The organism is Paraglaciecola mesophila (assembly GCF_009906955.1).
Lineage (GTDB): Bacteria > Pseudomonadota > Gammaproteobacteria > Enterobacterales > Alteromonadaceae > Paraglaciecola > Paraglaciecola mesophila_A.
In genome coordinates, this window is the sequence record NZ_CP047656.1 from 4,286,457 (window position 1) to 4,307,537 (window position 21,081).

A 21,081-nucleotide genomic window follows, 5' to 3' on the forward strand; every position below is an offset into this window, starting at 1 on the left:
CTATACTTGGGTTTGTAATAACTGATAAGGCCGTTGGCGAAGCGTGTCAGGAATTTTCCCTAACTGGCATTGGCTTTTTGTTATTTCTATACCTAATGCCGTTAATCGTTTATTAAACAGAGGTAAGTAATTCATCACTTGATGTTTGGTTTGCTCATTTGACGTGTAAAAGTCTAGCTCTAGCGTACCTTGGCGCAACTTGGCTTTGGTCAATAACTCGCCTAACTCTCCAGCAGTTAGCTTCATAGTGAGGTGCCAAATTTTGTTGCTTGCACCTCCCTCATTCTGCTCATCCTTTCTCGAGTCATTTTCACGTTTAACCAATAATTCGATGTCTTGCAATTTATTGCCAAAAGCGGAGGGCAGGGTGTAATAGAAGCTGTCTTGCCCTTGCAGAAGTTGTTCAGCGTTACTGATTTTGCTGCTTTGGTGCCCCGCAAAAAAACGACTGATTTCGCGCAAAATTTGATGCTTTTGTTCTAACTGTGCAAATTCATTCAACCCTTTAGGGCTGACTGAGGCACTGGAATGTGGTTTACCAGCAGAGCTGAGTGGGTCGGAGCTTAGCAGAGCATTAAGCCCTTGAGACAACTTTTCACCTTGTTGAGGTTGATTACGCGCGAAGCGAGAAGCCAGTGATATTTGAATCAAGGTTACTAAACCGCTTAGCATTCCTTGCCCTGGCACAGGGCTAATAATTTGGGTAGCACTTAAGCTTAATGCTTGGTTGGTCAACAACTGACGTATTTGGCCGGCGTCTTGTTCTTTGCCTTGCGGTACGTTTTGTTTTATTTGCTCTAACACTTGCTCTTTAATATTTTTAATGGCTGGCTCTTCAATAAATTGGGTATCATTAAGGGCGCTTGCCAATCTGTTTAATGACTCACTAGGCTGCTCTGCTCTGGCTTGTACAACCCGCAATAACGTGTGTAACACCTCTATGGCTTGAGATTTTACTTTTGCTGTCATTTCGGGAGCAGCGATATTGACTGTGTCTCGACGATCTAATTTATCTAGCTGTGATGTCTTTACAGGGTCAGCTTGATCAACTGAGGTACCCACCTTAGCGTTTTGATTTGACGATAGATTTAGCGATGAATTCGGTCCATCAGCTTTTACTGACACCTCAGGTGTGCTCCCTCTATTTGCCATTACATTTGTGCTTTTTACATCTGAAGCTCTCTCACCACCAAGCGCATGAATGATTTTACTTATACCTTGGCGCACCGTGGCAACTGCGGAAACGCCGTTTTTCGGTACTAAATCTTTAGGTGTGGGTGTATCAATTACCTGATTACTCACGTGATTTTCTTTCGCTAAGGCATTGTTTGCCGAGTTTGTCATACTCATCAATGCTTTTAGCATTTTGGGATCAACAGTAATATTTAAGGTTTTAATAAGCGCTAATACATTACTGATATTCTGCTGCGTTACTTTTAATTGCACTGGCGGGAATGACGTTGTTAGCGCATCCATATTTTGTATGTTTGCACTGCCGTCTTTATTGATCGTTAAAGACATTTTAGTTGGCGGGAGGTTCTGTAAGGTTTCAAGCAATCCAGTATTATTTGAAGCTTTTTGTGGCGAATGTGGCTGAGTTGACGCAATGCTAGGGGCGCGAGTGGCTGTGTCGAAATCGGGGGCAGTTTTAAGCGCCTGACTTAATACCTTACTATCTATCCTTATGTTGGTAGCAGGCGAAGTCAGCGCAGTCTGAGTTGAGGCGCGCTGGTTAAGCGATACTGAGGAACTCGACGCACCATTTATCAGCAATTGTTTTAAAACAGGGGCAATGTGCTCGTTTGTCGCCTTGCCTACGATATTTTGAGGGTGAATATACTGATGACTCAGTAACACCTGCCAGCGGCCTCCTATAGGCTTTAATTGCACAGTAACAGTATCGTGACTTTTAAACCTTGTGGGGGTACTTGAAGAAACGGCTACGCTGAGATTTTGCTGATTTTTTAGAACGCTAAAATCTAACGTTAGCGTTTGGCCCGACTGAGCGACAACCTGTGCCTGAGTCGTTAGGAGTGACGGCGGTATACGTGCTGCTTGAAATTGACTCGGCGGTAAGCGCAAAAGCCTATCTAATTGCTGACTTGTTATTGTTCGATTGAGTTCGCTAATGTCGTTGTTTGCAGGTTGAGCCTTAGTAAACTCCAGAACAGGTGTGATTGATAACTGATTTTGATTAATCTGAGATTTATGAGCCTGAAATTGGGAATGGTTGTTGGTCGTGCTATTCGACGCTAGCACATGACTCCCGACCGCTATGCGCGGCTCAGCCGCACTTTGCGTTGGGCTTAATTTTGAAGTTTGTGTCGTCGGGGTTGGCGACTGAGATTGCAATGCTGTTATTGCTTGCGTCAGTTGGTCATTTGTCTTTACGGTATTCGCAGCGTTATTTGTACTATTCTGGATTAGGCTCTGAGATTGTATCGACGTTGACCCAGATGCAGGCGTTGAACTCGATGACGCGTTTGCTTTCGTGGCAGACGAAGTCGCAGTTGAATTTGATGTCGGAGCAGATTGTGTCGCTGCGGTGGTAGAGGCGGTGACACTCGGGGCTGCGCTTAACGTTACCTGTGCACGAGCATTGGCGTTACCCGTGCTCGCGCCCCCAGAACCACTCGTCACTGTGACGTTATAGCGCTGTTTAGGGTCTATTTGTCCGTTAATGTCTGGCGATGCTAGGGTAACCGATTGCCCTTGATTTGGACTGTGAACAATGACCTGCGTCGGAGAAACCTGCTTAATTATCACATCGGGCGCCGATTGCTTAGCATTTTTAACTGCATCAGTTTGCTGCACTTGTGGCGCAACGTGGGCAGATTGTTTTGAGGGTATAGCAGGGCTGTCAGACATATCTTTGTTATCGGCCACGAGCGAATAATATTAATTTAAATGTAGCATGCAAGTAAGCTAAGACGGAAATCATTCAGGCCTGAATAACTGACTGCCACCATGCGTAACCGTGGAAAATATCAAGGCGTTTAGCTTAATTGAATCAAGTTAGATAATAATTTTATTCACGTCATTCTTTAGGCCTAGGTAAATGCATCTTTAGTACATGAATTGATACGACTTATTTGTTTTTCTGAGTATTCCAGATTGCCGTGCTGTGATATTATCGCCGCGTTTTTTTGTCAACTCAGAGAGCATTTTGCCGTTACTTTGTGCCCATCAATTATCCGTTTCCAAGCGCGATAGACTGCTATTTAATGAGATCAGTTTCTCTGTGGCGGCAGGTGAGTTGATGTATGTAAAAGGCCCAAATGGTGCAGGTAAAACAAGTTTACTCAGAGTGCTCACAGGGCTCGTCAGTCCTGATGAGGGAGCCGTATTGTTTGAAGAGCAAAATATAGTAAATTGCCGAGAGCAATATCACCAACAATTGCTTTATTTTGGTCATGCACTAGGTGTGAATCGCAGCCTTAACGCCTTAGAAAATTTGCGTTATTGGTGTGCTCAGCACGGCGTCCAGCATACTGATGCAGAAATTTATGAGGTTTTAGGTTTGCTCGGGTTGGTTGGCCTTGAAGACGTAACCGTAAGTCATCTTTCAGCTGGCCAACAAAGACGGGTTGCCCTTGCTCGATTTTGGTTACAAACCTCAGCGAGCGTGTGGATTTTAGATGAACCCTTTACCGCATTGGACGTACAAGGAATAGCATTGCTTAACAACCGAATTGTTGCCCATTTGCAGCAAGGTGGTTGTGTGGTGATGACATCACATCAGGCACTGGACGTAGATTATCCGACCCAAGAGCTGCAGTTGGAGTATCGCATATGAGCATGGCTTTAAAAGCGGTTTTCAAACGGGATTTGGCTTTGGCTTATCGTCAACGCTCAGAGCTGATGCAACCAATGATGTTTTTTATTTTGGTGATCAGTTTATTTCCATTAGCAATTGGGCCAAATCCAGACACTTTGCAAAAAGTCGGTCCTGGTGTGATTTGGGTAGCGGCTATTTTATCATCTTTACTCGGCATGGAGCGCTTGTTTAAAGACGACTACAACGATGGCTCTTTGGAGCAGATAATGCTGTCAGCTACGCCTCTTCCGCTAGTTGTGTTGGTAAAGGTGTTGGCCCACTGGTTGACGAGTATAGTGCCTTTATTGTTGCTGTCCCCGCTGCTAGCACTTTTTCTGAATTTAACCGAACCCATGTATTGGGCACTATTGAGCACACTTTTATTGGGCACTCCTCTATTAAGTATAGTGGGGGCGATTGCCGTTGGCTTAACGCTTGGTTTGAACCGAGGGGGGGTGTTACTTGCACTACTTTTGTTGCCTGTGTTTATTCCTTTGCTCATTTTTGCCACGGCCGCTGTTGAAGCGGCATCGTTACAATTACCCTACAGCGCACAATTAGCCATTATTGGTGCGATGTTATTAATCTCTTTAGCGGTGGCGCCTTTTGCCATCGCTTACGCATTACGAGTGAGTCAGAACTAATGTGGAAATGGTTACATCCTTACGCGAAAACGCAAAACGCTTACCAGCTTTGTGAGCGTTTACTTCCTTGGTTTGTAGTATCGGCCTTAATCTCATTTTCCTTGGGTATGGTTTGGGGCTTGTTGTTTGCCCCGTCTGATTATCAACAAGGGGATTCGTTTCGCATTATCTACATTCATGTTCCCAGCGCCATCTTATCGATGGGGGCATACAGTGCCATGGCAATTGCAGCGTTTATCGGGTTAGTGTGGCAAGTAAGAACTGCTTTTATGGCCATGATTGCGTTAGCGCCCATAGGTGCGGTTGTTACTTTTATTGCGTTATTTACCGGTGCTGCCTGGGGCAAACCTATGTGGGGTACTTGGTGGGTGTGGGATGCACGATTAACATCTGAACTTATTTTATTGTTTTTGTACTTAGGAGTTATTTCCTTGTATGCCTCATTTGAAGATAAGCAACAAGCGGGAAAAGCCGCTGGTGTGATGGCAATTGTCGGTGTGGTGAACTTGCCTATCATCCATTTTTCTGTGGAATGGTGGAATACCCTGCACCAAGGGGCAAGCATTACCAAATTTGATAAGCCCTCAGTTGCCCCTGACATGCTTTGGCCGTTACTGATCAGCATTCTGGGTTTGGCACTGGTCATGGGGGCGATATTCATTCGACGCTTACAGAACGAAATTTTGCGCCGCGAGTTACATCGACCTTGGGTTCAAGCGTTAGTCGCCGAAACAAAGGGGAATTAAAATATGCAGTTTGAAAGTTTCAGTGCATTTTTAGATATGGGTGGTTACGGGTTTTACGTGTGGTTGTCGTTTGGGGTGAGCTTATTAGCGCTAGGCGTACTTGCGTTCGATACGCTGCGTCAGAAAAAAGTGTTGTTTAGCGCCGTCGAAAAAGAGCAAGCACGAAAAGTACGTATTAAAGCTGCAAAAGCGTCAGCAACCAATCAAGTAAACTCGAGTTATTCTGAGACACAAGCGTCGCCACGAAAAGAGGAAGTGAAACAATGAATCCTAGACGTCAAAAACGCCTGCTAGTGATTTCTACTATCGTATTGGTTATCGGTGCGGCAATCGGTTTAATGCTATATGCGTTGAGTCAAAATATTGATCTGTTTTACACGCCTTCAGAAGTGATTGATGGCAAACAAATAGGCCAAGTAAAAGAAATTCCGCAGGTGGGCCAACGCTTGCGTATCGGTGGCATGGTGGTACCCGGCTCTGTAAAGCGTGACAATGACAGCTTAGCTGTCAGTTTTGATTTGGTGGATACGGGGCCCCTGGTGACCGTCAGTTATCAAGGGCTACTGCCTGACTTATTTCGTGAAGGGCAGGGCATTGTAGCCACAGGCGTATTGACGGCTGAAAATCATATTGAAGCGCACGAGGTACTGGCAAAACACGATGAAGAATACATGCCGCCAGAGTTGGCTGAAAAAATGAAAGGCATCAAGCACGTAAAGCCTGAGCAAGCATACTCAACGTCAAAAGTGGGCGGTTAATATGGTTGCTGAGTTAGGAAATATCTCTCTTGTTTTAGCATTGCTAATGGCTATTTTGTTGGCGGTTTACCCCCTGTGGGGCGCACACAATAACCATTTGAAGCTGATGCAAATGGCTAAACCTCTCGCCATTGGTATGTTCGTGTTTACGTTGTTTGCTTATATCTGTTTAACTTGGGCATTTGTACATGATGACTTTAGCCTAGCGTATGTGGCGAGCACGTCTAACAGTACCTTGCCGCTTGTTTATAAGTACACAGCGGTATGGGGCGGCCATGAAGGCTCGTTTTTACTCTGGGTAATGATCTTTTCTATTTGGACGGTGGCGGTTGCTTTGTTCAGTAAAGCAATAGAACTGAAAATGGTCGCCCGAGTGTTGTCGATTCTAGGTATGGTCGCCATCGGCTTTTACTTGTTTATGCTGCTTACCTCGAATCCATTTGATGTATTGCTGCCGTTTTACCCCGTTGACGGGCGTGATTTAAACCCGCTGTTGCAAGACTTTGGCATGATCATTCACCCGCCTATGCTGTATATGGGCTATGTAGGTTTCTCCGTCGCGTTTGCCTTTGCATTGGCTGCGTTGATTTCTGGACAGCTTGACTCCACCTGGGCGCGTTGGTCTCGCCCATGGACGATTGCTGCGTGGTCGTTTTTAACTGTAGGGATCGCATTAGGCAGTTGGTGGGCGTATTACGAACTTGGTTGGGGCGGATGGTGGTTCTGGGATCCTGTTGAGAATGCCTCGTTTATGCCTTGGTTGGTTGGCACTGCATTGATGCATAGCTTAGCGGTGACCGAAAAACGCAAAGTATTTAAATCGTGGACAGTATTACTGGCGATCGCAGCATTCTCACTGAGCTTACTTGGCACGTTTTTAGTGCGCTCAGGTATTTTGGTATCTGTGCATTCCTTTGCCAGTGATCCTAGTCGCGGGTTGTTTATTCTGGGCTTATTGGTAGTCGTAATTGGTGGTTCTTTATTGCTATTTGCATTACGCGCACCGCAGCTTAAAGGGGCTGGGCGTTACCAATTATTTTCACGAGAGGTGATGCTAGCAGGTAATAATGTGTTTTTAAGCGCAGCTTGTCTTGTGGTATTACTGGGTACGCTATTGCCCTTAGTGCACAAAGAGCTTGGCTTGGGCTCTATCTCCATTGGTGCTCCCTTTTTCAATCAAATGTTTAGTTATTTAATTGTGCCCTTTGTGCTGCTAATGGGCATTGGGCCTTTATCTCGTTGGAAAAACCAAGCACCGTCAGCGCTATATAAGCAATTGTTACTCGCCTTTGGACTGAGTTTAACAGCGGCCGTATTAGTCACAGCAAATTTCGAGCAAACGTCTTATATGGCAGCGCTGGGCATGGTGATGGGATTCTGGATTGTGGTGACAACCATCATGGAAATACACCAGCGCATTAATGCGGATAAAAAGCTGTCTCAGCAACCGATTTTTTCTGCACTGCGTAAGCTTACTCCCAGTCACTGGGGCATGGTAGTCGGCCATTTAGGCTTCGCTGTGAGTATTATGGGTATCACTTTGGTGAGTAACTACAACCAAGAAATGCATGTACGCATGGCCTATGGCGAAACAGTGCAACTGATGGGCTATGACTTTACCTTTAACGGGGTAAGCAATGTTAAAGGGCCAAACTACACAGGTTATCAAGCCCATGTAGTGGCAAAACAAGACGGAGAAATCGTCGCGAATTTGGAAGCTGAAAAACGGATTTATACCGTGCAGCGAAACGTGATGACCGAAGCTGGGATAGATTCGAATATCCACCGTGATTTGTTTGTTGCCCTTGGCGAACAATTGGATGACGGCGACTGGGCATTACGTATTTACGTTAAACCATTTGTAAACTGGATTTGGGCCGGAGCCTTCATCATGGGCTTTGGCGGCATTTTGTCGATATCTGATAAGCGCTACCGCATGCAAGCGATGGCGAGCAAAAAGACGATGAAAAACAAAGCAAAAATGAACTCAGTAGAAGCGTCAGCTTCTCAAGATGCAGTGGAGTCTCGATAATGAGAAAGATTTCATTTTTCGTATTGCCCTTAATATTGTTTGTGGGCTTAGCCATATTCCTTTTTCAAGGGTTGTTTAGTGACCCTAGAGAGCACGAATCGACCTTACTGAATAAGCCGGTTCCCAGTTTTGTGCTGCCCGATTTAATGAACACAGATTTAACGTACACCACCGAAGTATTCGTAGGCAAGGTTACCTTGCTCAACGTATGGGGCGTGTGGTGTGTTACATGTGCTGTGGAAATTCCATTTTTAGAGCAGCTTAAAAACGAAGGAAAACACATAGTAGGTTTATATTACGATCAAGATATTGACCCCGATTTTGGCATCAAGACGGTTGAGCGAGTACAGCAGGAAGTAGAGCAAAAGCTCGGACAGTTGGGTAATCCTTATGCGTACAATATTTTTGATGTGAAGCGTGATTTGTCGTTAGATTTAGGGGTAACAGGTGCACCCGAAACCTTTTTAATAGATAAGCAAGGTAAGGTGCGTTTACACCATATCGGCGATATTAACCCAAGAGTGTGGCAGAACAAGTTTGCATCTGTGTATCAGGAGTTAATTGCGGAATGATGCATTTTAAAGCACTAATTCTTTTATCGTTTGCATTGTTTAGTGCATCCACATTTGCCAGTGAAGAGACCTATCAGTTTGAAACTGATGCCCAAAGTGCATTGTTCTTTGAGTTAACCAAAGAACTTCGTTGCCCCATGTGCCAGAACCAAAACATTGCGGATTCGGATGCCATGATCGCTGCTGATTTACGACGTAAGGTATACCAGCTCGTGAACGAAGGGCAGTCTCGTGAGGAAATTATCGATTACATGAAGCAGCGCTACGGTGACTTTGTTTATTATCAGCCGCCGGTGAATGCCACCACGATTTGGTTATGGTTATTGCCACTCATATTCGTATTTATTGGGATTGTGCTGGTGATCAGAAGTCGTCAGCAAAAGCCAGTGACGCAAGATAACGCAAAGCTTGAAGCGGCAGATAAGCTGTTGGAGGAAGACAAATGAGCGTATTTTGGATTGCGGGTATCGCTCTTTTTGCTTTGGCGATGGGTATTGTTGCATACCCCTGGATATTTGAAGGGCGTAAGCGTCAAGATACACTCACCAACACACGACTTATTCGCCAACGTCTTAATGAGCTTGAACGCGAAGAGCGAGAAGGGTTACTTAGTCACCAAGACCGGCTTGAAACAGAGAAAGATCTTAAAATTGCGTTACTTGATGAGCAAGAACAAGCGCAACCTAAAATAACGTCTGCTCGCGGCGTCTTACTTATTGCTGGGTTACTGAGTATTGTTGGGGTCGCGGTTTTGTATTGGCACGTTAACAATGTCAGTGCGCTTAAAAATTGGCAAGAATCAAAAGCAAAGTTACCCGAATTAGCCGAGCGCATTGTCACCCAAGGTGATGCCTCTGTTACCGAGAAGGATTTAGAGCAATTTGCCCTGGGTCTTAGAACAAAGCTGATCGGCGCTGATGACGATGCCATCGGCTGGACGCTTCTCGGGCGCGTATATGTTGCAATAAATCATATTGAAAGCGCCATGGATTCGTTTGAACGTTCGCTTGCTATTGAACCAGATAATATTGAAACACTCGCTAGTTACAGCCAGGTCTTATTGATGGTGAACCAAGAAAGCTATCTCGCTCAAGCGAAGGTCTACCTTAATCGCATATTAGAGCTTGATCCCAAGAACACGGGAGCGCTGGGGATGCTAGCGATGGCCGCAACTCAGCAAGGTGATACAGAACTGGCAATTAACACATGGCAACGATTGAAATCGTTTGTGCCAAAAGACGCTCCTATTTATCAGTCGATTGAAGCACAAATTGCTGAATTACGCGGCGAGCAACCTAAAGGGGTTGCCAGCATGCCAAACGGCGCGATTGATTCAGGTGCACAAAGTGAATTAAATGAAGACGCGGTGCAAGTATCTGTAAAAGTAACAATGGCTGAAGCACTGGTTGATAAACTACCTAGCGACGGTTATTTATTTGTGTTCGCTCAAGATGCCAGTGGTGAAAGTAGAATGCCAGCTGCCGTGGTCAAAATGCCCCTGGGCGATTTGCCTGTGAGCGTTGCGTTGTCAGACCGCAATTCAGTAATGCCTACGTTAAAATTATCGCAATTATCACAAGTGCGTTTGGTCGCTAAAATCTCTAGCAGCGGAAATGTCATGCAATCAAGCGGTGACTTACAAGGAACGTTAGAAATAACACTGAATAAATCGAAGAATGAGAAATACACGATATTAATAGATAAGGAACTACCGTGAATAAGCTAAAAATAGGTGCGCTATTTTTTGTATTGCTGGCGTTAGGTGGCTGCGCATCAAGCCATAATGCAGATGAATAAGCACGAGAATACAATGATCCAAAAGATCCGTTTGAATCGGTTAACCGCACATTCTGGGATTTTAACTATGATATTCTCGACAATTACGTACTACGCCCGGTCACTGTAGTTTATGTTGATTACACACCGCAGTTTGCCCGAACAGGTTTATATAACGCGGCATTAAACCTTGAAGAGCCTTCAAACTCACTGAATAACTTACTGCAGGGTAAATTAGACGGCATGCTAATCAGCCTTGGTCGTTTTTTACTAAACTCGACCGTTGGATTATTGGGCACGATTGATGTGGCCAGTGAGTTAGGCTTAATACGCAAAGAAGAAGAATTTGGTGAAACGCTCGGTAAATGGGGCGTAGGTACTGGGCCATATTTAATGTTACCGGCTTTAGGCCCGAACGATATTCGAAGTGGTTTAGGTGATGTAGTTGATACATCGTATACACCGTTAGACGCGCTGAATTTTTATTTTGCTGCCTTTCGTACAGGGATAAAAGTACTTGAAAGCCGCGCAGCTTTGATGTCGCAGGAGCAACAACTTAATCAATCTGCTGATCCTTACAGCTTTGTTAAGAACGCTTATTTTCAGAACCTAGAGTTTAAGGTGAAAGACGGCAAGGTTGAGAAAACCCAAGAAGAAGAAGCACTAGAAGACGACATTGATGCTTATTTAGATAGCCTAGAGTAGCGATTAAGACGAAATAAAAAGCCCGATTAACTTTGGTTAGTCGGGCTTTTTAGTTTTTATTGGGTTATTGGTTTTGGGGAATGCTACTTATACCATTCCACGTTAGTAAGTGATGACTCAGCGAGAGTTTAAAAGGGCTTAAACAAGGCGCATGACTGAATGAATAGTTGTTCTCTTTCGAAGTCATGCAACGCAGTGTAAGCCCTTTTAAAACTCGCCTGCAAGGAATGCCCCAGCGGCTTTTGCTCTGCGTTCTCACTAGTTGAAAGGGAACAACCATTACTATCGATAGCGACGCCTTAATTAAAAACCGCTGGACGCATTCTGAGGCGGTCACTTATTAATGCGGATTGGTATTATACCCGTTAGGATTATTCGATTGCCAGTTCCAAGAGTCTCGGCACATGTCAGCCAAGCCTTTTTCAGCTTTCCAGCCTAATGCTTCGCTGGCCAGTTTCGGATCGGCGTAACAAGCCGCCACGTCACCTTCGCGACGAGGAACAAACTTGTAAGCAATGGTTTGGCCGCTTTGTTTTTCAAACTCTTTTACCATATCGATTACGCTGTATCCTTGGCCGGTGCCTAGGTTGTAGGTTACAAGGCCAACATCACCTTGTAACTTGTTAAGCGCTTTAAGATGACCAGCGGCTAAATCTTCAACGTGAATGTAATCACGCACGCCGGTGCCATCTGGCGTATCGTAGTCATTACCAAACACAGACAAATATTCACGCTTACCTGTGGCCACTTGGGTAATAAAGGGCATTAAGTTGTTAGGGATACCGTTAGGATCTTCGCCGATACGCCCTGATGGATGGGCACCTGCAGGGTTGAAATAGCGCAGCACAGCAATATTCCAAGTGTTATCTGACTTATACAGATCGCGAAGTACTAACTCCACCATTAACTTTGATTGACCGTATGGGTTTGTGGGCTGTCCTGTAGGTAAGCCTTCATGCAGCGGTAATTCAACTGGGTCGCCATAAACGGTAGCCGATGAGCTAAACACTAAGCTTTTGACATTGTGCTTGGCCATTGATTCGCATAAAACCAAGGTGCCATACACATTGTTGTTATAGTACATCAGCGGTTTTTCTACTGATTCGCCTACTGCCTTAAGGCCTGCAAAGTGAATAACAGAATCAACACTGTGCGCAGTGAATAGAGCGTCTAGCGTGGCTGCGTCGCGAATATCACCCTCGACAAACGTCACTTGCTTCCCGGTTAATTCCTCAACACGGGCTAAGGCTTCTTTCGATGAATTGCATAGGTTGTCTAGCACAACCACCTTATTGTTATTTTCCAATAACTGTAAGACAGTGTGGCTGCCAATGTAGCCAGCGCCGCCTGTGACTAAAATTGTTTGCATCGGGTTACTCTCCTTGGTGGTCAATTGGGGGAATATATTTAGCGCACAAGCTATATTGTATTGGCCTGAGCACAAGGGGGTATAAGGCGGCAACCAACGCCGCCCAAAGCAACGAATACCAGCTCTCGGTGCTTCTAAATATTAGAATAAAGATGGGCAAGAGTACCGCTAACTTCAAAACGTTGAGCAAGAGCTTTTCAGGCCCTGTCAGTTTGTTTTGCGCGTTTTGAATGGCTGCTAACCGTTCAGTGAGCGGCAAATGTGCAATATTTGGAATGTCTCTAGATGAAAAATAGATATTCATTTTACTCTTGCTTATCTAAAAGAAACGCCTAACTGCATGACTACAGGAAGGCGCTATTTATAGTATTATATTATTAATTGTTTCGCCACTGGCGAACCGCTGTTCAACAGCTGGTCGGGTGACCCGCTCCGTGCCAATTAGGCCCGTTTGTGTTCAGCAAGCTTTTCCCAAGCTTTGGTTTTAAAGCTAAGTAAGAAAATAACGATACCAATAGCAATGGTAAACAGGCTAATTTGTAGATACAAGTTGGGCATATCTTCGACCTTATTTGGATCAAAGTTACCAGCTAGTAAGCCAGCGATTACGTTACCAATAGAATAAGTCAAAACAAATACGCCCATCATCTGACCAGCAAAACGCTTAGGCGAAAGTTTGCTCACGGCAGCTAATGCCACTGGGCTTAAGCATAACTCACCGACTGTATGCAGGAAGTAAGTAGCGACTAACCAATAAGGTGCAACACGTAAACCTGTAGCAGCGGCCTGGGCAGCAAAGAACATTACCAAGAAACCTGTTGCCATAATGATAAGGCCAACCGCGCATTTCAGGCCATATGAAGGCGTTAACATACGTTTCGCTAGGTTGATCCATAAAGCGGCGAAAAACGGTGACAAAATGATAATAAAGAACGAGTTGGCTGACTGAAACCATGCTGTGGGGATTTCAAAATCGCCCAGCATACGCTCAGTATAATCTCGGCCGAACAGGTTAAGCGAAGAGCCCGCTTGTTCAAAGCCTGTCCAGAAGAAGATAGAGGCTAAACAAACCAAAAATAACGCCCCTAAACTGCGTTTTTCATTGCCGTCTAAATTACCGAAGAAAAACACACCTGCATAATACGCTAAGAACACAACGGTAATCGCAATGGCAACATATTGCGCCATGGTGACAGGGTCAAAGCTGAGTTGGCCGCTGATCATCAAATACGTTACAACCGCTAGCGCGATCATGGCAGCCGCAATGATTTGCCAAGCGCGTTTTGTCGCCGTTTCAGACATAGCAACCATAGGTTGCGCGCCTGCACCATCCAATTTGTAAATGGTCATGCGATATTGAATTAATCCAATCCCCATACCAATTGCCGCAGCACCAAATGCCCAGTGCCAGCCCATTTCCACTTGCAGATAACCACAAACAATGTAACCAATGATTGAACCAAGGTTGATGCCTAAATAATAAAGTGTGTACCCACTATCACGGCGATCATCGTCGTCAGCGTAGAGCTGGCCGACCATAGCACCAATATTTGGCTTCAAAAGGCCTGTACCTAAAACGACCAGTACCAAACCAACGAAAAAAGTAGAATTGTTAGGAATAGCCAACACAATGTGGCCACACATGATGATCACGCCGCCGTACCAAACCGCACGTTGACCGCCAATGAGTCGGTCAGCTATCCAGCCGCCGGGTAACCCCATAAAATAAACTGCACCTGTGTACAAACCGTATATTGCGGTAGCAGATGCTACCGTAATGACCAAGCCACCTTCTTGAATGCTTGCGGTCATAAAAAGGACTAATAAGGCACGCATGCCGTAGTAACTCATGCGCTCCCACATTTCGGTAAAAAATAGGGTTGAGAGGCCCCCTGGTTGGCCTAAGAAATCTTTTATTTTGGTTGTCATATTACCTGCCGTAAACCGAGTTAGCGTCTTTCCGTAGAAAAGGAACAGGAATGAAAGAAGCTGAACTGTTTGGTTTTTGATTATTGTTTTTGCCGACTACTCTAACGGTAGTTAACGATTTTCAGCCACGTTTATACTAGAGCTAAGGGATGAAGACAAGAAAGGCTGTGCAATGTGATTGTATTTATTCGTTCACTGTAGGGAGCTATATATCGTTGCCGTGCTTTTTGCAGTTTAAGAGCCAACTAGCTGAGGTAGATGTTTGCAGGGGCAGTGGCCGAATATCAAAAGCATTTAAGGCAGTGCATTTCATTTTCCCTTGTCGCTAGAGAGGCCTCGCTTAAAAAAATTCGAATTTTGACACGACGCGTTGCCCTAGCCCCCTAGGCTTAAAGAAAGGTACCTGATAAAAATACTTTGATATTGACCATCTTCGTACAGCAAAGACGAACAGCTGTAGGTTAATTCTCACTAACACTATGGTCTAAATTAACCATTTCCCTCGTTACGCAAATCATATATCATGCTGCCCCATTTATTTGGCACAATTGTACAGATTTCAACCTTCTGAGACCCACAGGGATAGCAGTATGTTAAGAACGTTTAATTTTCAGATAATCGCATTGCTCGCGATTATGTTTATGGCGCCAGTAAACGCTGTTACTCCGTCTGCCCAGCAGATCGAGCAATTTAAAAGCATGCCAAAAGCACAGCAAGAAGCGCTTGCGCGTCAAATGGGAATTGACTTATCTGACCTAAACCTCTCAGGGGGTAATAACAATGGCATAGAGGTTCAGCCTGAAAGCCAAGTTAACCGCTACGTGGACGACAACGAGATTGCTGCTCGTCTTGCCGAGCAAAGCGCCAATAAAAACAAAACCAAAGAATTAAAGCCTTTCGGCTACGATTTGTTTGATTCATCAACGGCAACAGCCTCTTTTGCCCCGCCTACTAACTTACCAGTGCCAGCTGATTATATCTTAGGCCCGGGCGACACTATTCGCGTGCAATTATTCGGCAAAGTGAGTGAGCAACATTCATTGCAAGTCAACAATGAAGGCGTTATCGAAGTGCCAGATTTAGGCCCGATGAATGCAGCAGGGTTAAGCTACAACGAATTTAAACAGCAATTAACCCAGCGTTACAGTGAGCAGGTTATTGGTGTGACGCCAAACATCAGTATGGGCGAACTACGCACGATCCAGGTTTATATGGTCGGTGAGGCGTATCAACCAGGCGCGTATACGGTTAGCGCGTTATCAACTATTACCAATGCGTTGTTTTCAAGCGGCGGTATTAACGATGTGGGCTCATTACGCCACATTGAGTTAAAGCGAGCAGGTAAAACCGTCACCGAGTTCGACTTATACGACTTGTTGGTGTTTGGTGATACAAGTAAAGACATGCGTTTGCAGCAAGGCGACGTAATATTTATCCCTATCGTGAAAAAGTTGGTGAGCGTTGATGGTGAAGTTCGCCGCCCGGCTATTTATGAAGCCAAAGACAACGACACCATGGCAAGCATGTTAAATATTGCTGGGGGCTTATTACCTACTGCTGCATCTAAGAGCCTGCAGGTTGCTAGAAGTACTGCCAGTGATGGTTTTGAAGTCAAAACGGTTAACATGCAAGACAGAACAGGGCGCTCATTAAAACTTGCAGCAGGTGACTTTATCAATGTACCGGCTGCAGGCAACGAATTTAACAATGCGGTTGTAGTGATGGGGGCTTATGCCACCCCAGGTTTGACCCAATGGCGACAAGGGTTGATGTTATCTGATTTGGTTAATCGCAATAGCTTGATGGGCACCACAGACGTTGACTATGCCTTGATCATGCGCGGTGCTAAATTTGCACGCCAAAGTGACATTATTCAATTTGAGCCAGCTAAAGTACTTTCTGGTGAAACTGATATTGAATTGAATGCATTCGACAAAGTCGTGTTTTTTAATCGCTTTACGCCTGTAGACCCTGAAGACATCGAAAAAGATAAACAGGTTGAAAACACAAGTAGCGACGCTAACCGTACGACTAGACAACAAAAGCAAGATACAAAATACGTAAACAATATACCCATGCAGAGTGGCGCTAACGGCCAAGCAACAAGTAATACGCAGAACCCGCAATTTGAAAACACATTGCGAGACCAAAGTGCTGGCAACAACACACGAAATAACAAAGGCACCAAGGATGACGAGAACAAAGAAGATAACAAAGCTAACTTCTTACAAGCGTTAGATTTAGCCAGCTTCACCGAAAAGTATTTGATTTTAGAGAAAACAAAATACCTTTCTCGGGAAGAATTATTGGCCCCGATTGTTGAGCGCCTACAAAACGAAAGTAGCCAGAGTTCACCCATGAAATTGGTTGAAATAACGGGGCAAGTGAAGTTCCCCGGTGTGTACCCAGTACAGAAGAACGCGAATGTACGTGACCTAATTTTAGCGGGTGGTGGCTTGTTAGAATCGGCTTATTTACAAAAAGCCGAAATATCACGTACTAGCTTAGACAGCAGCAATGCCTTGCGCATAGAGCACATTCAGATTGATTTAATAGATTCAATGCTGGGTAACAGCAACATTGCCCTGCAAAGTAAAGATACCCTCAATGTGTTACGCACCCCAGATTGGCATGAAAACAAAAAAGTCGAGCTGGTTGGCGAAGTGGTATTCCCTGGGGTTTATCAAATCAAAAAAGGTGAAACCCTTGCCCAGTTAATTGAGCGTGCAGGTGGCTTCACTGAAGAAGCAACTGTAAAAGCAGTAGTATTTACTCGCGAAGAGCTAAAAGAGCGTGAACGTGAAAATCTTGACAAGTCAGTAGAGAACTTACGTCAGCAAATTGCTTCAACAAATTTATCTGGTAGTCAAAATGTTAAAACTATTGATTATCAAGAAGCCAAGTTAATTTTGGATGAATTGCTGCAGGTTGAGCCAGTAGGCCGATTAGTAATTGATATGCCGCAAATCATAGCAGGTAACCCCACAGCTGATTTATCACTTAAAGACGGTGACAAACTATTTGTGCCTAATATTTCTTCTTCTGTTTCTGTCGTCGGTGAAGTGTTTGTACCGTCAACCCATATGTTTAAGTACGGTAAAACCCTGGAGCAGTATATAGCTAATTCAGGTGGTGAAACCGACCGCGCAGACATGGGCGATGTGTACATTGTTAAAGCTGATGGCTCAGTGACTATTCCTGAAACCTCGTTCTGGTTTAGCTCAAACGAGACCGTGTTAGAGCCAGGCGACACCATAGTGGTACCACGTGATGTAACTAACTATGAGCGTTTAGGCCTATGGCAAACCATAACCCAAATAGCCTATCAGTCAGCCATTGCCTTGATAGCCATTGGCAATCTGTAACTTGTTAAGATAGAAATTTGAGTAATTGAAATGACTGATACGAAAAATAACACGTCAGAAAAAGATAAGATTCAATACGTTGCCATATCGCCGGACATGTTTCAGGCGCAAAACAACGACGATGAAATAGATTTACGCGAGCTATGGAATGTAATTTGGCGCGGCAAGTGGATTATTATTGCGATTACCGCAATCTTTGCTGTCGCCTCTGTGTTTTATGCCTTGAGTCTACCGAATATCTATAAATCAGAAGCCCTACTTGCCCCTGCGGATACAGATCAGCAAGGCGGACTTTCAGGTCTTTCAGGTCAACTAGGGGGCTTAGCATCCCTTGCGGGCGTGAATCTAGGTGGAGGGAAAACCGACAAGACTGCACTCGCTATTGAGATACTTAAATCCCGAGAATTCTTTGCTAAATTCGCTGAAAAACACGATATTTTACCTGATTTGATGGCGGCTAAAGGCTGGGATATGGCTTCGAATACCGTGATTTACGATGAAGAAATTTATTCATCTGAAAGCGGAGAATGGGTAAGAGAGGTTAGAGCTCCCAAAAAAGCTAAACCGTCGATGCAGGAGGCTAAACAAGAATTTGAGAAATTATTTTCTGTTGATAAAAGCATTGAGACAGGCATGGTTAACATTAGTATTGAACACTACTCGCCTGATGTAGCTAAACAGTGGGTTGATTGGTTAATTCAGGATATTAATTCTGATATGAAGATGCGTGAAAAAAATGAAGCAGAGCGCAGCATTAAATACTTGGAGTCGCAAATAAATAAAACTACAGTGGTTGAGCAAAGAACTTTGCTTTTTCAATTAATTGAAGAGCAAGCTAAAACGTTAATGTTTGCAGAGGTACGAGAGGAATACGCATTTAAAACGATCGACTCTGCAGAAATACCTGAAAAAAAGTCGAGTCCAAGAAGAGTATTAATTATTTTATTCTCTTTGTTTGCAGGTTGTGGGTTGGGAATAATAATAATTTTTACACGTTTTTTTAGTGAAAACTCTCAGCGTGAGGAGTAAGTAATGTCAAATATTCTTTCCTTGATAGGGCGCAATAAACATTTATTCATTGATGATATTTCCAAACATGATTCAAGACTACAGGAAATAATAGAGCGCTCTTCATTTTTAGTGTTAGGTGGTGCTGGTTCGATAGGGCAAGCGGTCGTAAAGGAGATATTTAAGCGAAATCCTAAAAAACTACATGTGGTTGATATCAGTGAAAATAATATGGTTGAACTGGTACGAGATGTGAGGAGTTCGTTTGGGTATATTGACGGTGATTTCCAAACATTTGCCTTAGATATTGGCTCGCTTGAGTATGATGCATTCATTAAAGCTGATGGCAGTTTCGACTATGTGCTTAATTTGTCTGCTTTAAAGCATGTCCGTAGCGAAAAAGATCCTTTTACTCTTATGCGTATGGTAGATGTAAACATTTTTAATACAGATAAAACAATACAACAGTGTATTGAAAAAGGTACTAAAAAATACTTTTGTGTGTCTACGGATAAAGCCGCAAATCCGGTAAATATGATGGGGGCATCGAAACGCATAATGGAAATGTTTTTGATGCGCAAAAGCCATGAAATTGAAATTTCGACGGCTCGATTTGCAAACGTTGCGTTTTCAGACGGCTCTTTATTACATGGATTTAATCAACGAATTCAAAAGCGCCAGCCAATAGTTGCCCCGAGTGATATAAAACGTTATTTCGTTACTCCTCAAGAGTCAGGTGAATTGTGTTTGATGTCATGTATATTCGGTGAAAATCGAGATATATTTTTTCCAAAGTTAAGTGAGTCTCTACATTTAATTTCCTTTGCGGACATTGCGATTAAATTCCTATCCGACTTAGGTTACGAAGCCTACCTATGTGATTCTGAAGAAGAAGCTAGAGAGCTGGCTCTTACGTTGCCAGCGCAAGGGAAGTGGCCATGTCTTTTTACTACTAGTGATACTACTGGAGAGAAGGATTTTGAAGAATTTTTCACCGATAATGAAGTCTTAGATATGGAACGTTTTGTCAATTTAGGAATTATTAAAAATAGTGAAAGCTTTAACGACGAATTGTTACAACTATTTGAATTAACGATATCTACAATGAAGGACAAGAAAAGTTGGACTAAAGAGGAGATCGTTAACTTATTTTTCAAAATGCTTCCTGATTTTGGCCATAAAGAAACAGGTAAATACCTAGACGGCAAGATGTAACGATGAATACTAAGTTAATTGATTTTATCAAACAACTATATGGGACCAACGAGTTTATTCCACTTCATGCTCCAACTTTTTCTGGAAATGAAAAAAAATATGTTGCTGAAACTATAGATAGCACCTTTGTTTCGAGTGTTGGTGAATTCGTGACTCGGTTTGAGAACGATATTGCCGTTTTTACAGGTACCGCTAAAGCAGTAGCTACAGTTAACGGTACGGCGGCATTACATACAGCACTGTATATGAGCGGCGTAAAGCGGGGCGATTTGGTTATAACGCAATCACTTACTTTCGTCGCGACCTGCAACGCACTTTATCATATGGGAGCTGAGCCTGTCTTCGTTGATGTTTCTAGAACTAGCTTAGGGCTATGCCCTATCGCATTAGAAGAGTATCTTGAAAATAATGCTAGTTTGAATTTCGACGGTGTTTGCGTATACACGAATACAAAACAAGTTATACGAGCAGTCATGCCAATGCACACATTTGGGCATCCAGTAGAGTTAGATGAGATCTTAAGCGTTTGTAAAAAGTGGAACTTAACTTTAATTGAAGATGCTGCTGAGAGTTTAGGTTCATACTATAAAAGTGCTCATACAGGCACGGTTGGTGATTTTGGCGCACTAAGTTTTAATGGAAATAAAGTTATCACCACTGGTGGTGGAGGGATGGTTCTCTGCAAATCAGTTGAATCAGGAGAACGTACGAAGCACGTAACAACGACTGCTAAAGTACCTCATCCGTATGAATTTTATCACGACGAGCCTGGCTTCAACTATCGAATGCCCAATTTGAATGCAGCTCTTGGCTGCGCGCAAATGGAATCACTAGTAAAATTTCTTGCTTCTAAACGTGAATTAGCAATGAAATATAAATCTTTCTTTGAGGATACTGAGTTTCAATTTGTAGATGAGCCCGAGTATGGCAGTTCAAACTTTTGGTTGAATGCAGTTATTTGTACAGATAGGCATTCCCGTGATGAGTTAATTAAGACTACAAATCAGTCCGGAATAATGACGAGACCTATATGGCAGCTTATGCACACGCTACCAATGTACAATGAATCTAAGAGAGGTGATTTAACCAATTCAGAATTTATTGGTCAGCGCTTGGTAAACTTACCAAGCTCGCCCTTGGGGTAG

The 21,081-nt window shown here is 43.8% G+C and carries 17 protein-coding genes and 1 pseudogene; 14 read left to right on the top strand and 4 right to left on the bottom strand.

Annotated elements, in window-relative coordinates; genetic code table 11:
* The gene (locus FX988_RS18210) at positions 1-2,868 is read right to left on the bottom strand and encodes a flagellar hook-length control protein FliK (protein ID WP_160181507.1); all 2,868 of its coding nucleotides are present in this window, start codon (positions 2,866-2,868) and stop codon (positions 1-3) included.
* Between the two features lie 256 nt (positions 2,869-3,124).
* On the opposite strand from FX988_RS18210, the gene ccmA reads away from it, so the two are divergent.
* The 10 genes and pseudogenes from ccmA (at position 3,125) to FX988_RS18260 (ending at position 11,050) form a co-directional block, all read left to right on the top strand.
* On the top strand, positions 3,125-3,796 hold the full coding sequence (ccmA, locus tag FX988_RS18215) for a cytochrome c biogenesis heme-transporting ATPase CcmA (RefSeq protein ID WP_412761913.1): 672 nt from the start codon (positions 3,125-3,127) through the stop codon (positions 3,794-3,796).
* The gene (ccmB, locus tag FX988_RS18220) at positions 3,793-4,461 is read left to right on the top strand and encodes a heme exporter protein CcmB (protein WP_160181509.1); all 669 of its coding nucleotides are present in this window, start codon (positions 3,793-3,795) and stop codon (positions 4,459-4,461) included. Before ccmA ends, ccmB begins: the two co-directional genes overlap by 4 nt.
* Positions 4,461-5,207: a heme ABC transporter permease gene (locus tag FX988_RS18225; protein ID WP_160181510.1), complete on the top strand. Its 747-nt coding sequence runs from the start codon at positions 4,461-4,463 to the stop codon at positions 5,205-5,207. The genes ccmB and FX988_RS18225 overlap by 1 nt, the downstream gene beginning before the upstream one ends.
* Before the next feature lie 3 nt (positions 5,208-5,210).
* The gene (ccmD, locus tag FX988_RS18230) at positions 5,211-5,474 is read left to right on the top strand and encodes a heme exporter protein CcmD (protein WP_160181511.1); all 264 of its coding nucleotides are present in this window, start codon (positions 5,211-5,213) and stop codon (positions 5,472-5,474) included.
* Positions 5,471-5,965: a cytochrome c maturation protein CcmE gene (gene ccmE, locus FX988_RS18235; RefSeq protein WP_160181512.1), complete on the top strand. Its 495-nt coding sequence runs from the start codon at positions 5,471-5,473 to the stop codon at positions 5,963-5,965. Before ccmD ends, ccmE begins: the two co-directional genes overlap by 4 nt.
* Before the next feature lies 1 nt (position 5,966).
* On the top strand, positions 5,967-7,997 hold the full coding sequence (locus FX988_RS18240) for a heme lyase CcmF/NrfE family subunit (RefSeq protein WP_160181513.1): 2,031 nt from the start codon (positions 5,967-5,969) through the stop codon (positions 7,995-7,997).
* Entirely contained in the window at positions 7,997-8,569 is a 573-nt protein-coding gene (locus FX988_RS18245) for a redoxin family protein (protein ID WP_160181514.1), read from the top strand. Before FX988_RS18240 ends, FX988_RS18245 begins: the two co-directional genes overlap by 1 nt.
* Positions 8,566-9,015 (top strand): cytochrome c-type biogenesis protein CcmH, encoded by a 450-nt coding sequence (locus tag FX988_RS18250; RefSeq protein ID WP_160181515.1) that lies wholly within the window; start codon positions 8,566-8,568, stop codon positions 9,013-9,015. Before FX988_RS18245 ends, FX988_RS18250 begins: the two co-directional genes overlap by 4 nt.
* Positions 9,012-10,286, top strand: coding sequence for a c-type cytochrome biogenesis protein CcmI (gene ccmI, locus FX988_RS18255; RefSeq protein WP_160181516.1), 1,275 nt, complete (start codon positions 9,012-9,014; stop codon positions 10,284-10,286). Before FX988_RS18250 ends, ccmI begins: the two co-directional genes overlap by 4 nt.
* Positions 10,283-11,050 (top strand): annotated as a pseudogene (locus FX988_RS18260) (VacJ family lipoprotein). Before ccmI ends, FX988_RS18260 begins: the two are co-directional and overlap by 4 nt.
* Positions 11,051-11,390: 340 nt before the next feature.
* Here FX988_RS18260 and galE read toward each other — a convergent pair.
* From galE to FX988_RS18275, 3 genes are all read right to left on the bottom strand, one after another.
* Positions 11,391-12,419, bottom strand: a complete 1,029-nt coding sequence (galE, locus tag FX988_RS18265; RefSeq protein WP_160181517.1) for a UDP-glucose 4-epimerase GalE — start codon at positions 12,417-12,419, stop codon at positions 11,391-11,393.
* A 4-nt stretch (positions 12,420-12,423) separates the two neighbouring features.
* On the bottom strand, positions 12,424-12,723 hold the full coding sequence (locus FX988_RS18270) for a DUF6170 family protein (RefSeq protein WP_160181518.1): 300 nt from the start codon (positions 12,721-12,723) through the stop codon (positions 12,424-12,426).
* A 137-nt stretch (positions 12,724-12,860) separates the two neighbouring features.
* Positions 12,861-14,348: a peptide MFS transporter gene (locus tag FX988_RS18275; protein ID WP_160181519.1), complete on the bottom strand. Its 1,488-nt coding sequence runs from the start codon at positions 14,346-14,348 to the stop codon at positions 12,861-12,863.
* Positions 14,349-14,938: 590 nt separating this feature from the next.
* Between FX988_RS18275 and FX988_RS18280 the strand changes: the two genes are divergently transcribed.
* The 4 genes from FX988_RS18280 to FX988_RS18295 are packed head-to-tail and all read left to right on the top strand — an operon-like array spanning position 14,939 to position 21,081.
* Positions 14,939-17,713, top strand: coding sequence for an SLBB domain-containing protein (locus FX988_RS18280; protein WP_160181520.1), 2,775 nt, complete (start codon positions 14,939-14,941; stop codon positions 17,711-17,713).
* 30 nt (positions 17,714-17,743) lie between these two features.
* Positions 17,744-18,742: a Wzz/FepE/Etk N-terminal domain-containing protein gene (locus FX988_RS18285; protein ID WP_160181521.1), complete on the top strand. Its 999-nt coding sequence runs from the start codon at positions 17,744-17,746 to the stop codon at positions 18,740-18,742.
* Positions 18,743-18,745: 3 nt separating this feature from the next.
* Positions 18,746-19,936 carry a UDP-N-acetylglucosamine 4,6-dehydratase gene (locus tag FX988_RS18290; protein ID WP_160181522.1) on the top strand — a complete coding sequence of 397 codons (1,191 nt, stop codon included), beginning with the start codon at positions 18,746-18,748 and terminating at the stop codon, positions 19,934-19,936.
* A gap of 2 nt (positions 19,937-19,938) precedes the next feature.
* Positions 19,939-21,081, top strand: coding sequence for a LegC family aminotransferase (locus tag FX988_RS18295; protein ID WP_160181523.1), 1,143 nt, complete (start codon positions 19,939-19,941; stop codon positions 21,079-21,081).